At 68.6% G+C, this 13,566-nt stretch carries 10 protein-coding genes; 6 read left to right on the top strand and 4 right to left on the bottom strand.

The window, feature by feature from the left end:
- Nucleotides 1-50 precede the first annotated feature (50 nt).
- Together J2847_RS03780 and rimI are read right to left on the bottom strand one after the other, a co-directional pair.
- On the bottom strand, nucleotides 51-524 hold the full coding sequence (locus J2847_RS03780; protein WP_085556621.1) for a sigma-70 family RNA polymerase sigma factor: 474 nt from the start codon (nucleotides 522-524) through the stop codon (nucleotides 51-53).
- Between the two features lie 470 nt (nucleotides 525-994).
- Nucleotides 995-1,420, bottom strand: coding sequence for a ribosomal protein S18-alanine N-acetyltransferase (rimI, locus tag J2847_RS03775; protein ID WP_209777093.1), 426 nt, complete (start codon nucleotides 1,418-1,420; stop codon nucleotides 995-997).
- A gap of 261 nt (nucleotides 1,421-1,681) precedes the next feature.
- Between rimI and J2847_RS03770 the strand changes: the two genes are divergently transcribed.
- From J2847_RS03770 to J2847_RS03745, 6 genes are all read left to right on the top strand, one after another.
- On the top strand, nucleotides 1,682-4,183 hold the full coding sequence (locus J2847_RS03770) for a glycogen/starch/alpha-glucan phosphorylase (protein WP_209777091.1): 2,502 nt from the start codon (nucleotides 1,682-1,684) through the stop codon (nucleotides 4,181-4,183).
- Nucleotides 4,184-4,463: 280 nt separating this feature from the next.
- Entirely contained in the window at nucleotides 4,464-5,498 is a 1,035-nt protein-coding gene (locus J2847_RS03765; protein WP_209777090.1) for an aspartate-semialdehyde dehydrogenase, read from the top strand.
- A gap of 183 nt (nucleotides 5,499-5,681) precedes the next feature.
- A complete protein-coding gene (locus tag J2847_RS03760) occupies nucleotides 5,682-5,939 on the top strand; it encodes a phage tail protein (RefSeq protein WP_209777088.1) in 258 nt (85 codons plus the stop codon).
- 146 nt (nucleotides 5,940-6,085) lie between these two features.
- Nucleotides 6,086-7,693 (top strand): peptide chain release factor 3, encoded by a 1,608-nt coding sequence (locus tag J2847_RS03755; RefSeq protein WP_085556625.1) that lies wholly within the window; start codon nucleotides 6,086-6,088, stop codon nucleotides 7,691-7,693.
- Between the two features lie 262 nt (nucleotides 7,694-7,955).
- The gene (locus J2847_RS03750; protein ID WP_209777087.1) at nucleotides 7,956-9,551 is read left to right on the top strand and encodes a sensor histidine kinase; all 1,596 of its coding nucleotides are present in this window, start codon (nucleotides 7,956-7,958) and stop codon (nucleotides 9,549-9,551) included.
- Entirely contained in the window at nucleotides 9,544-9,924 is a 381-nt protein-coding gene (locus J2847_RS03745; protein WP_085556627.1) for a response regulator, read from the top strand. The genes J2847_RS03750 and J2847_RS03745 overlap by 8 nt, the downstream gene beginning before the upstream one ends.
- Nucleotides 9,925-9,934: 10 nt before the next feature.
- Here the strand turns inward: J2847_RS03745 and J2847_RS03740 are convergent, their stop codons facing one another.
- Nucleotides 9,935-10,888: a transglutaminase family protein gene (locus J2847_RS03740; protein WP_209777085.1), complete on the bottom strand. Its 954-nt coding sequence runs from the start codon at nucleotides 10,886-10,888 to the stop codon at nucleotides 9,935-9,937.
- On the bottom strand, nucleotides 10,866-13,415 hold the full coding sequence (locus J2847_RS03735) for a circularly permuted type 2 ATP-grasp protein (RefSeq protein ID WP_209777083.1): 2,550 nt from the start codon (nucleotides 13,413-13,415) through the stop codon (nucleotides 10,866-10,868). The genes J2847_RS03740 and J2847_RS03735 overlap by 23 nt, the downstream gene beginning before the upstream one ends.
- Nucleotides 13,416-13,566 lie beyond the last annotated feature (151 nt).

The raw sequence follows: 13,566 nt of genomic DNA, 5'->3' as shown, positions 1-13,566 counted from the left end.
AGGGGAGGGGCCTCGGGCGAGTCGGGAAAAGGGGACAGGGGAGGGAAGGGTCAGGCGGCCATCAGGTTGTTCAACCGTTCGCGGGCACGGCACAGGCGGGAGCGGATGGTGCCGATCGACACGTTCAGCGTTTCCGCCGCCTCCTGGTAGGGGCGCCCCTCGATGGCGACCAGCTTCACCACCTTGCGCTGGCTGGGGGTGAGGGCGGAAAAGGCGCGGTCGACGTCGCGGAACATCAGCCGCGACATCTGCGCGGCCTCGACCGACATGGCGCCGTCCCACAGCTCCACCTTGGTGACGTGGCGGTCGCGCTGGAGGTTGTTGAAATGCAGATTCTTCAGCATGGTGGTCAGCCACGCCTGCATGTTCGTGCCGGGTTCGAAACGATGCTGACGGGAAAGGGCGCGGGCCAGGCAATCCTGCATCAGGTCCTCCGCCGCGCTGGCGTCGCGGGTCAGTTTGCAGGCGTAGCGTTGCAGGTTGGGCATGCAGCGGATCAGCTCGGATTCGAACGAGTACGCCATGATCGTTATTTCCTCCACAAGGTATGCCGCGTCCCCGTCCGCCGCGCGTCCCGTTCGGAGGCGCGGCGGGGCTGCCGGCCGGGTGGCGCCCGGACGGAGACGACGATTCCCCATCCGGCGCGCGGTTCGATCGCGGGCCGGTTTCCGGGGAGTGACAAGGCGGTGTCGGGGTCGGTAACGGCGGTTAGAAGGCCCGGCCGATGGAGCCGGAAAGGCGCGCGGAACGAACGGTCGTCATAGGTCCCTCATCGCTCGGCAAGGGGGCGCTTCCGGCGGCGGACCGCTCTGGAGAACGCTCCCGGTGATGATCGCGTTGGTTCATGAACGCGGGGCGATCCGGGTTGTTCCCCGGCCGGGGGCGGAAAGAGCGACTTCGGCGAGGTCGGGCGGCGATTTCGGCCCGACGGCCGCAGAAAGGCTTAACCCTATCGTTATGACAGGGCGCGCGACGGTTGCCGGACCGGAACGATTCAGGCCTCCAGCCGCTTTTCCAATCGCAACGCCGCCATGTCGTCTTCATAATACTGGAGGTACAGGCCGAACACGCCGTATCCGGTGCGGGTGTAGAGGGCGATGGCCGGGGTGTTGTCGCGCCGCACCTCCAGCCGGATGGCGCGGCAGCCATGGCCCCGCGCCGCGTCCTCCAGCGCCGCCAGCAGGCGGCGGGCGATCCCCAGCCGGCGGCAGCCGGGATCGACGGCGAAGGAGGTCAGGCGGCCGATCCGCGTCCCCGCGTGGAACCCGACGACCCCATAGCCGGCGACGCGCCCGGCCCGCTCGGCCACCAGGAACGCACCCTTGGCGTGCGTGATGGCGTAGCGGAAGTTGCGCCGGCTCATCCGGTCGGTCGGGAAGCACAGATCCTCGATGGCCAGCAGCGCCGGAATGTCGCGCAATTCGGCCCGGCGGAACGCAATCGGTGTTGCGGCGCAGTGGACAGGATCGATTTCGTGACGCATCGTTGAGGGGTCGGAAGAGGAGGGCGAGCCATCCTACTCCCTTTGCACCAAAGGGAAAGCGGGCGCTCCGCCGATTCCGGAAAGCAATGCTTAACCAAGCCAATGGACTGTTGTCGTCAGGAAGCGCCGGCCGTGTGATCCACGCCCCCTCGTGATCCTCCCGCTCCCGCTGGCCCAGTCAACGCAGAAGGTCAAGACATGGACGCTCGGTACAAATCCCGTGAAATCGAACGCCGCAGTCTGGATGTCGACGGCCTCAAACGATCATTCCTTGAATGGCTGGTCTATTCGGTCGGCAAGGATGCCCGCGCCGCGACGCGCCGCGACTGGTTCCACACCGTGGCGCTGGCCGTCCGCGACCGTGTCGTCGACCGTTGGATGGACACGACGCGCAGCTATTACCACGAGGATGCCAAGCGTGTTTACTACCTCTCGCTCGAATTCCTGATCGGGCGGCTGCTGACCAACAGCCTGTCCAACCTGGGCATCATCGAGGAGTGCCGGCAGGCGCTCGACCGGCTGGGCCTGTCGATGGACGACGTCACCGATTCCGAACCGGACGCGGCACTCGGCAACGGCGGCCTCGGCCGTCTCGCCGCCTGCTTCCTGGACAGCATGGCGTCCCAAGGGCTGCCCGGCTACGGCTATGGCATCCGCTACGAGTTCGGCCTGTTCGAGCAGCGCTTCGAGCATGGCTGGCAGGTCGAATACCCGGAACAGTGGCTTCAGTTCGGCAACCCCTGGGAGTTCGCCCGGCCGGAGGTGCTCTACCCGGTCCAGTTCTACGGCCGCGTCGAGGAGTTCCGCGACAGCGTCGGCGAGCGCGCCTACCGCTGGGTCGACGCCGACCGCGTGCTGGCGATGGCCTACGACACGCCGGTGGTCGGCTTCGGCGGCGACACCATCAACACGCTGCGCCTGTGGTCGGCGCGGGCGACGCGCGACTTCAACTTCGGGCACTTCAACGACGGCGCCTACATGAAGGCGGTCGAGCAGAAGATCCTGTCGGAGAATCTCAGCCGCGTCCTCTACCCGAACGACGCCACCGAAACCGGCAAGGAGCTGCGCTTCAAGCAGGAATACTTCTTCACCTCGGCGTCGTTGCAGGACATCCTGCGCCGCTATCTCCAGCACCACACCAGCTTCGACAATCTGCCGAACAAGGCGGCGATCCAGCTCAACGACACCCACCCGGCGATCGGCATCGCCGAGCTGATGCGGCTGCTGGTCGACCAGCACGCGCTGCGCTGGGACGCGGCGTGGGAGATCACGCGGGCGACCTTCGCCTACACCAACCACACCCTGCTGCCGGAGGCGCTGGAAGCCTGGCCGGTGCGGATGGTCGAGCGCGTTCTGCCGCGCCACATGCAGATCATCTACGAGATCAACGCCAAGTTCCTGAACCGCTCCAAGGCGCGGACCTCGGGCGACAACGCCAAGCTGTCGCGCCTGTCGCTGATCGACGAGCGCGGCGACCGCCGCGTGCGCATGGGCAACCTGGCCTTCCTCGGCTCGCACAAGGTCAACGGCGTCTCGGCGCTGCACACCGACCTGATGAAGCAGACGGTCTTCGCCGACTTCCACGAGGAATTCCCCGACCGCATCAACAACAAGACCAACGGCATCACCCCGCGCCGCTGGCTGAAGCAGGCCAACCCGGCCCTGTCGGAGCTGATCACGTCGCGCATCGGCGAGGGCTGGATCTCCGACCTGGAGCAGATCTCGGCGCTCAAGGAGAAGGCCGACGACGTGGTGTTCCGCGAGGAGTTCCGCCGCGCCAAGCGCAAGAACAAGAAGCGGCTGGCCGCCTACATCGCCCGCCAGACCGGCGAGGAGGTGCAGGTCGACAGCATCTTCGACGTGCAGGTCAAGCGCATGCACGAGTACAAGCGCCAGCTCCTCAACGTGCTGCACACGGTGGCGCTCTACAACGAGATGCGCGACAACCCGACCGTCTCCTGGGTGCCGGTCACCAAGATCTTCGCCGGCAAGGCGGCGCCCTCCTACCACATGGCCAAGCTGATCATCAAACTGATCAACGACGTCGCCAAGGTGGTGAACCACGACCCGTCGGTGCACGACAACCTGAAGGTCGTCTATCTGCCCAACTACAACGTCACCGCGGCGGAGATCATCATCCCGGCGGCCGACATCTCCGAGCAGATCTCCACCGCCGGCATGGAGGCGTCGGGCACCGGCAACATGAAGCTGGCGCTGAACGGTGCCTTGACCATCGGCACGCTGGACGGCGCCAACGTCGAGATCCGCGAGCATGTCGGCCCCGACAACATCTTCATCTTCGGCATGACCGCCGACGAGGTGAACGACCTGCGGGCGTCGGGCGGCTTCAACCCGCGCGAGGTCATCGCCTCGAACCCCAGCCTGAAGCGGGCGCTCGACATGATCTCGACCGGCGTCTTCTCGCCGGACGACCGCAACCGCTACCACCCGATCCTCCAGGCGCTGACCGACGGCGGCGACCATTTCCTGGTGACCGCCGACTTCGCCGACTATTGCCGGGCGCAGGAGGCGGCGATGCAGCTCTACCGCGATCCGGAGGAATGGACCCGCAAGGCGATCCTCAACACGGCGAGCATGGGCTGGTTCTCGTCCGACCGCACGGTCAACGAGTACGCCAAGGAGATCTGGGACGTGCACCCGGTCAAGCCGATCCACGAGGGCGACGGCTTCCGGCCGTAACCTGGGGGCGGTTGGAATAAATGCGGCGACGGCCGCGCGGGCGCTTTACAAGCCCCGCGCGGTCCAGTATGAAGCGTGACCATGATCCGCATCGCCATCACCACCACGACTACGAAAAAAGCGACTCGCTGCGGCGGGCCGTCTCGTGGCGTGTGCTGATCGGACCGATCCGCGCGTATCTTCCACGAGGCAGGCCCCGCCGGACACGGACGGGGCCTCGTCGTATCCGGGGTCTGCGTCCGGTCCAACCACCAGGACCAGACAGGAACGGACCCCGACAATGAGCAGCAACCAAGCCTCTCCCGCCCCCCGCCGCGTCGCCGTCGTCGGCGCCACCGGCGCCGTTGGCCGCGAGATGGTCAGCGTCCTCCACGCCCGCAACTTCCCGGTCTCCGAGATCGCGCTCTTCGCGTCGGAGCGCAGCGCCGGCAAGGTGCAGGACGGCCCCTACGGCCCGCTGACCCTCAAGGCCTTCGACGCCGAGGTGGTGAAGGGCTACGACGTGGTGCTGCTGGCCGTGTCGGGTGACTTCGCCAAGGAGCACGCCAAGAACCTCGCCTCGGCCGGGGCGCTGGTGATCGACAACAGCTCGGCCTTCCGCTACGACGCCGACATTCCGCTGATCGTTCCGGAGATCAACGCCGCCGCCTTCCATGAGGCCTTCCAGGCCGGCAGCCGGCTGATCGCCAACCCGAACTGCACGACGGCCATCGCCGTGGTGGCGCTCGGGCCCCTGCACAAGGCGTTCGGCCTTCGCCGCGTCATCGTCTCGACCTATCAGGCGACCAGCGGCGCCGGCGCCGAGGGCATGGCCGAGCTCGAGGAGCAGACCCGCAACCAGCTCGACGGCAAGCCGGTCACCAACAGCGTGTTCCGCCACCCGATCCCCTTCAACCTGATCCCGCAGATCGACGCCTTCCAGGACAACGGCTACACCAAGGAAGAGATGAAGGTCACCTGGGAGACGCGGAAGATCCTGGATCTGCCCGATCTGGCCCTGAGCTGCACGGCGGTGCGCATCCCGACCTACCGGGCGCATTCGGAGGCCATCACCATCGAGACGCTCCAGCCGGTCACGCCGGACGCCGCCCGCGCCGTGCTGGCGGACGCCGCCGGCGTCAAGGTGGTGGATGACCCGGCCAACGGCGCCTACCCGATGCCGCTGAACGCCGCCGGCCAGTTCGACGTCGAGGTCGGCCGCATCCGCAGCAACCTCGTCTTCGGCGACCATGGCCTCGACCTCTTCGTCTGCGGCGACCAGCTGCTGAAGGGCGCGGCCCTGAACGCGGTGCAGATCGCCGAGCTGGCGCTCTAACGGGTGGCGCAAGGGCGCGGTGCGCGGGAGACGGGTTTTCCCGCGCACCGCGCCCGCGTCCTTTTTCGCGAAAGACAGGTTGCGGACAACGCCTTATCCGTGTTCCATGCGATTTTTTCTCTCCCGTGCCGAGCTGCTTCCTGAAGGGCCGGCATTCGTGGCGATGCGACATGGAGAGATGACGTGGAACGTTTTCTTGGTGAAATCATCCTGGTGCCGTTCGACAGGACTCCGCGCGGCTTCCTCCCGTGCGACGGACGTGTCCTGTCCTTCGGCAGCGATCATCGCATGCAGGCCCTCTACTCCCTGATCGGGAACAAGTGGGGCGGCAATCCGGGGCAGGCGACCTTCGCCTTGCCGGATCTGCGCGACAAGGGGCCGGCGCCGGCGCTTCGGTACATGATCTGCTGTGACGGTGAGTTCCCGATGGGCGACGATTGACCCCATGATGCGGGTCTACTGGAAACCGGACCCACCGGCTGCTATGTAGAGGCGGAAGAAGCGACGAGGGCCGGGGGGCGCGATCCGCCTGCCGGCCCTTTTCGCCGTTTTCGATCCTTCATCGCCTCAGTTACGGGACCTAGCGCATGTCCGAGCTTCAGGACGCCGTCTCCCGCCGTCGGACCTTCGCCATCATCGCGCACCCCGACGCCGGCAAGACCACCCTCACGGAAAAGCTGCTGCTGTTCGGCGGCGCCATCCAGATGGCGGGCGCCGTCAAGGCGCGCGGCGAGCAGCGCCGCGCCAAGTCCGACTGGATGAAGGTGGAGCGCGAGCGCGGAATTTCGGTCACCGCCTCGGTGATGACCTTCGATTACGACGGGCGCACCTTCAACCTGCTCGACACGCCGGGCCACGAGGACTTCTCGGAGGACACCTACCGCACGCTGACCGCCGTGGACAGCGCCGTGATGGTGATCGACGGGGCGAAGGGCATCGAATCGCAGACGCTGAAGCTGTTCGAGGTCTGCCGCCTGCGCGACGTGCCGATCATCACCTTCTGCAACAAGATGGACCGCGAGGCCCGCGACCCCTTCGACCTCATCTCGGAGATCGAAAGCTCGCTGGCGCTGGAGGTCACCCCGGCGAGTTGGCCGATCGGCATGGGCCGCGACTTCCTCGGCTGCTACGACCTGATCCGCGACCGGCTGATCCTGATGGACCGCAGCAAGGGCGACGAGATCGACGAGGGCATCGAGTGCAACGGCCTCGACGACCCCCGGCTCGACGAGCTGCTGCCCGCCCACGCCGCCGCCAAGCTGCGCGAGGAGGTCGAGATGGCGCGCGGCCTGATGCCGCCCTTCGATCTGGAGGCGTACCGCGCCGGCCACCTGACGCCGATCTATTTCGGCTCGGCGATCAACAACTTCGGCGTGCGCGAGCTGCTGTCGGGTCTGGCCGAGAACGCGCCGCCGCCGCGCCCGCAGCCGGCCGATCCGCGCACCGTCCAGCCGGACGAGGAGAAGATCACCGGCTTCGTGTTCAAGGTCCAGGCCAACATGGACCCCAACCATCGCGACCGCATCGCCTTCGTCCGCCTCTGCTCGGGCCGCTACAAGCGCGGCGCCAAGCTGAAGCATGTCCGCTCGGGCAAGCTGATGGCGGTGAACAACGCCGTGCTGTTCCTGGCCCGCGACCGCGAGGTGGCGGAGGAAGCGTGGCCGGGCGACATCATGGGCATCCCCAACCACGGATCCCTGCGAATCGGCGACACGCTGACCGAGGGCGAGGAGCTGCGCTTCACCGGCGTGCCGAGCTTCGCGCCGGAGCTGTTGCAGCGCGTGCGGCCCGACGACCCCATGCGGGTCAAGCATCTGCGCAAGGCGCTGGAGCATTTCGCGGAGGAGGGCGCCTCCCAGGTGTTCAAGCCGCTGACCGGGGCCGACTGGGTGGTCGGCGTGGTCGGTCAGCTCCAGTTCGAGGTGCTCGCCGCCCGCATCGAGGCGGAGTACGGACTCCAGGCCCGCTTCGAGGGGGCCGGGCTCGACGCCGCGCGCTGGATCGAGACCGACGACAAGGTCCAGTTGGAGAAGTTCATCGACCTCAACCGCTCGGCGCTGGCGGAGGACCATGACGGCGCGCTGGTGTTCCTGGCCCGCAACGCCTGGCACCTGAACCGGTCGCAGGAGGATTATCCGGCCCTGCGCTTCCTCAAGACGCGCGAACAGAACCGCAAGGTCCACACGGCCGCCTGACAGGCACCGCTTGCGAGCGTCGGCGGCGGCTCGATCCCCATGGGCCGCCGCCCTCTCGCGCCCAGCCGGTGATTTGCCGGTCGGCGGGCATGGCCGGGGGGCCTGACTCTATTTCCTTCGATGAATGGAGTGGACCGATTGGCGTCTTGACGGCGTCAATCCATTGGTCAAACGTGGCATGGCTTCGGGTTGTTTCGGCTCGAAACGGTCACCTCGATCCGGTGACCAGGGGGCCGGGCCGGGGCAGGGAAGCGAGGTCCGTATGGCGGGAGCACTGGAGTCGGTGTGGGATGCGAGCGAGTTCGTGCCGCACGGCGTGTGCCTGTTGTGGAGACCGGACATACTGGCGCTGCATGTCGGCGCCGACAGCCTGATCGGTCTGTCCTATTTTTCGATTCCGCTGGCCCTGCTCTATTTCGTCCATCGCCGCCGCGACATCGCCTTCGGCTGGGTCGCGGTGCTTTTCGCGGTCTTCATCCTCGCTTGCGGCACCACGCATTTCTTCAACATCTGGACCCTGTGGAACGCCGACTACGTTACCGAGGCGGTGATCAAGGGCTTCACCGCGCTGGTCTCGCTGCTGACGGCGGTGACGCTGTGGCTGCTGATGCCGCGCCTGCTGGCCCTGCCCAGCCCGCGTCAGATGGCCGAAGCCAACGAGGCGCTCCAGCGCGAGATCGAGATCCGCCGTCAGGCCGAGCAGCGCTATTCCGGTTTCTTCAACAATCTGGGCGAAGCGCTGTTCATCGTCTCGGTGCGGCCCGACGGGCAGTTCGTCTACGACGCGATCAACCCGGCTCTGGCGCGGGTGACCGGGCTCGATCCGGAGCGCCTGCGCGGCCGGCTCGTCACCGAGGCGCTGGATCCGTCCCTGGCCGGGGACATCCTTCCCCGCTACACCGAATGCCGCGACGGCGGAGTCCCGGTCGATTACGAGGAGACGCTGGATCTGCCGGCCGGCCGCCGGGTCTTCCACACGGTTCTGGTGCCGGTGCGCGACGCGGACGGGCGGGTGTCCCAGATTCTCGGCAGCGGCCGCGACGTCACCGAGCGCAAGCGCTTCCAGGAGGATCTGGTCCAGACCACCAAGATGGCGACGCTCGGCACGCTGGCGGCCGGCATGGCGCACGAGATGAGCCAGCCGCTCAACGTCATCCGCCTGTGGATCGAGAACGCCCTCGACCGGCTGCGCGCGGGCGCCACCGACCCGGTCCGGCTGGAGCGGACCATGACGCTGGTGATCGAGCAGACCGAGCGGATGGGCAAGCTGATCGACCATGTCCGCACCTTCGGGCGGCGCGACGGCGGCGGGCAGTGCGACTTCGCGCCGGCCGGCAGCGTCCGCAGCGCCGTCGATCTGGTCCGCCACCAGTATGGGCTGGAGAACATCGACCTGCGCGAGGAGCTGCCCCCGCAAGCCGTGACGGGCGGAGCGGCGGAGCTGGTGGTGCGCGGCCGTCCCCTGCAACTCGAGCAGGTGGTGCTGAACCTGCTGGCCAACGCGCGCGACGCCGTTCTGGCGCGGCGGGCGGCGGGCGATGAGGCGGCCGGCCGCATCGAGGTGGCGGTGCGCGACGACGCGACGTTGGGCGTCGCCGTCATCCAGGTGACCGACGATGGCGGCGGCATCGACCCGGCGATACTTCCGCGCATCTTCGATCCCTTCTTTACGACCAAGGATGTAGGAAAGGGATCGGGGCTTGGCTTGTCGATCGGTTATGGCATCATCGACTCGATGAACGGCCGCATCGAGGCGGTCAATGTGGAGCTGGGCGGTGGCCGCCGCGGCGTGCGCTTCACGATCACGCTGCCGGTTCAGCCGCTCGCCCCCCAGGATCGGGAGCTGTCGCATGCCTGACCCCTTCCACATCCTGGTCGCCGAGGACGAGGCCCTGGCCGCGATGGCCCTGGAGGATTTCCTGTCGATCAAGGGCTTTCGCGTGACGCTGGCCGGGGACGGGATCGAGGCGATGGAGCGCTACGCCGAGGATCCGGCCGACGCGCTGATCACCGACCTGCGGATGCCGCGCATGGACGGGCACGCGCTGATCCGCGAGATGCGGGCGCGCCATGTCACGCTGCCGGTGCTGGTGATGACCGGCTTCCTGACCCAGGACACCGACCTGACGGACGAGCGCTGGAAGCCGCTGGAGATCCTCAGCAAGCCGGTGAACCCGCAGACGATCCTGGAGACGCTGCGGCGCATGCTGGGCGTGCCGCGGACGGCTTGAGCGGCGCTCATCAGCCCTCCAGCGGCTCCACGTCGACGCTGACGGTCAGGCCGTGGCCGACGCCGCCGATCAGCACGCCGCGCGCCGGGCTGACGTCGTCGTAGTCGCGCCCCCAGGCCACGGTGATGAAGTCGCGGTTGGCGACGCAGGCGTTGGTCGGGCAGACGTCGAGCCAGCCGGCCGGGCCGCACCAGACCGAGGCCCAGGCGTGGCTGACGTCGGCGCCGACCAGACGGGGCTGGCCGGGCGGCGGCAGGGTGCGCAGATAGCCCGACACGTAGCGGGCCGGCAGCCCCATCGTGCGGACGCAGCCGACGATGATGTGGGCGAAGTCCTGGCAGACCCCGCGCCGCTTGCGCATGACCTCGGCCATCGGCGTGGCGACGGTGGTCGCCGCCGGATCGAAGGCGAAATCCCTGTTGACCCGCTGCATCAGGTCGACGACCGCCGACGCCACCGGCCGCCCGGCGGTGAAGGAGACGCGGGCGTAGTCCATCAGCTCCGGACTGGCCTTCACCAGCGCGCTGTCGAAGCAGTATTGCGTGATCTCCGCCCCGTCGTCCGGGCCGGACAGGCCGCGCAGGCTGTCGCGGACATGCTCCCAGGATTGCGTCGCGGCGGTGTCCAGCGGCGGCTGGTCATGAACCTCGACCTCGCTCTCGGCGATGACGCTGAAGGTCCGGTGCGGCTCCTGCACGGCGACGTAGGTGACGGTGTTGCCGAAATAATCAACACGGTCGCTGCGCACCGCCGGAGCCGGCTCCACCGTCAGCAGGGCGCGGCGGACCCGCTGGCGCGGGTGCGGCCGGGCGGTCAGATGCAGCAGATGGTGCGAGACCGGCACATCCTCGCCATAGTCGTACGCTGTCTCGTGGCGCACGCGGTAGCGCATGGGGGCCGCCGGGGCGGAGCCCTGGGCGGCGGCGGCGGCGGGGGCGGGGTCAGGCCGATCGGGCGAAGGCATGGCTGAAATACGCGTGTGCGAGGAAGTTGGATATGTCCGGCAGCGACATCGCCAGCGTGTCGAGCAGCGTGTGCAGGGCGTCGCTCGACCGCAGGGCCTCCGGCTTGCGCAGGCTGCCGCGCGCGGCGGCGACGATCGACAGGGCGCCGCCGGTCGGGTCGCCGGTGCTGCCGGCGCCGTGGTTGGGCAGGGCGCTGAGATGCCGCTCCAGCGCCGCGAGCTGGAAGGCCAGCGCGCGCGGGTTGCCCTCGTCGGCCAGCAGCAGCTCCAGCACCGGGGTGCGCTGCACGCTGGTCAGGTAGCGGGCGCGGTAGGTCATCACGCTCTCTCCCAGCTCCAGCAGGACGGCGAGCGAGGCGGCCTGCACCGCCTCGTCCTGGCGATCGAGGTCGGCGATGCGGATGCCGCGCAGCACGGCGACCGTGTGCAGCGCCCGCTCGATCCGCCGTCCGATGTCGAGGAAGCGCCAGCCGGGGCCGCGCGTCATGCTCTCCTGCTCCAGCCCGGCGACGGCGGCGAGGCTGGTCATCAGGTCGTCCATGCGCAGCAGCAGGGCGGCGGCGTCCAGGCGGACGCGCGGCGGCTGGGTCTGGCGGTCGATGGTGGAGATGACGCGCCACATGTCCATCGACAGCCGGTCGCGCACCGAATAGGCGGTGCGGTGCAGCCGGAGGACCTGCGAGCGCAGGCTGTTCGGGTGATCGGGATCGACCACGGCGGAATAGAGCGCGTCGCGCAGGCCGCGCCCGCCGCCCGCCTCGGTGACGCGGGTCATCTCCCAGGGGATCATGCCGGTCGACGCCTGGAGCGTCAGCAGCGGGCGGAGCTGCGCCGAGGCGCCCGGCATGTTGCCGTCGGTCAGCCGGCCCTGGGTGGCGCGCAGCAGCCGAACCGTTCCCTCCGACCGTTCGGCGTAGCGGCCCAGCCAGTACAACCCGTCGGCGACGCGGCTCGGCAGGTCGCCGGCGGCGGGACGGGCGACGGCGGGCGTCGGTTCGGTGGCGATGGCCGGGCGCGGCTGGGCGGGCGCCACCTCCGACCGGCGGGCGGCGAGGATCCAGGTGTCCTTGCTGCCGCCGCCGCGCTGCATCGACACCACCAGCCGGCCGGATTCGCTCGACACGCGGGTCAGGCCGCCGGGCATCACCGTGTAGCCGCCGCTTGGGGTGGCGCACAGGAAGACGCGCAGCACCAGCGGGCGCGGCTGGAGCTTGCCGTCCTGCCAGACCGGGGCGGTGGAGAGCGCCATCTGCTCCTGCGCCACGTAATACCAGGGGCGCTGCCGGATCTTCTCGACCAGCGCCGCCTTCTCGCCGGCCGCCAGGGTGGCACCGAAGATCGGCTCGAAGGGCAGGGACGGGAAGGCCGGCTTGAGGACCAGCCCGTCGAGATGGTCGATGACGTAGGCGCGCTCGGCGTCGTTGCCGCACCACCAGCTCGCCACGCCGGGCAGCCGCAGCTCCTCGCCCAGCAGATGGCGGCACAGCGTCGGCAGCGACGACTTGATCGCCATCGATTCCATCAGGCCGGAGCCCAGCGCGTTGGCCACCACCACCGTGCCGGCGCGCACCGCCTCGATCAGCCCGGCGACGCCCAGCGAGCTGTCGGCGCGCAGCTCCAGCGGATCGGCGAAGTCGGCGTCGAGCCGCCGCAGGATGACGTCGACCGGCTCCAGCCCCGACAGGGTCTTCAGGAACACCTGCCGGTCGCGCACCGTCAGGTCCGCCCCCTCCACCAGCGTGATGCCGAGGTAGCGGGCGATGTAGACATGCTCGAAATAGGTCTCGTTGTAGGGGCCGGGGGTCAGCAGCACCACGCGCGACCGTTCGCGGCGCGGGCTGATCGACAGCAGCGTCTCCTTCAGCGTGTCGAAGAAGGGGGCGAGCCGCTCGACCTGGCAATGGCGGAAGCTGTCGGGCAGCACCTTCGCCATCACCGCGCGGTTTTCCAGCGTGTAGCCGCTGCCGCTCGGCGCCTGGGTGCGGTCGGACAGCACCCACCAGCGCCCGTCCGGCGCGCGGGCGAGGTCGGCGGCGTAGAAATGCAGATGGACGTCGTTCGGAACGCGGATGCCGTGGACGGCGCGGCGGAATCCCGGATCGGCGTGGATGACCGCCGGGGGCAGCCGGCCGTAGCGGGTCAGGGTCTGCGGGCCGTAGAGGTCGGTCAGGATGGCGTTGAGCAGCGAGGCGCGCTGGATCAGCCCCGATTCGATGGCCTTCCACTCGTGCGCCGGCAGCAGCAGCGGCATCATGTCGAGCGGCCAGGGGCGCTCCATCCCCTTGGGGTCGCCGTAGATGTTGTAGGTGACGCCGTTCTGGTGCAGCAGCCGCCGCGCCTCCTCCCAGCGCACCGCCATCAGGTCGGCGTCGAGGGGGCCGAGCGTGCTCATGAAGGTCTGCCAGTGCGGCCGCAGCCGGCCCTGGCCGGTCACCATCTCGTCATAGACCTGGCCGGAGCCGTAGCCCATGGCGTCGGCCTCGCCGAACAGCGATCCCTGGGCGAAGGGCACCGGTTGCGTTCCCATCAGGGGTGCGTTGGCCGGTGCGGCGGCGGAGGGATCGTACTGGGACAAGGTCGGGACGGTGCTTTTTGCCTATGAAGGAAGCAACAGTGTGAACGTCCCGGCCCGCCGATGCAAGAACGGCGGGCCGGAACGGCTTCCGATGGCGCAATAT

The sequence above is a fragment of the Azospirillum agricola genome (assembly GCF_017876095.1).
Taxonomy (GTDB): Bacteria; Pseudomonadota; Alphaproteobacteria; order Azospirillales; family Azospirillaceae; genus Azospirillum; species Azospirillum agricola.
This window is presented reverse-complemented; position numbering and strand designations above follow the sequence as displayed.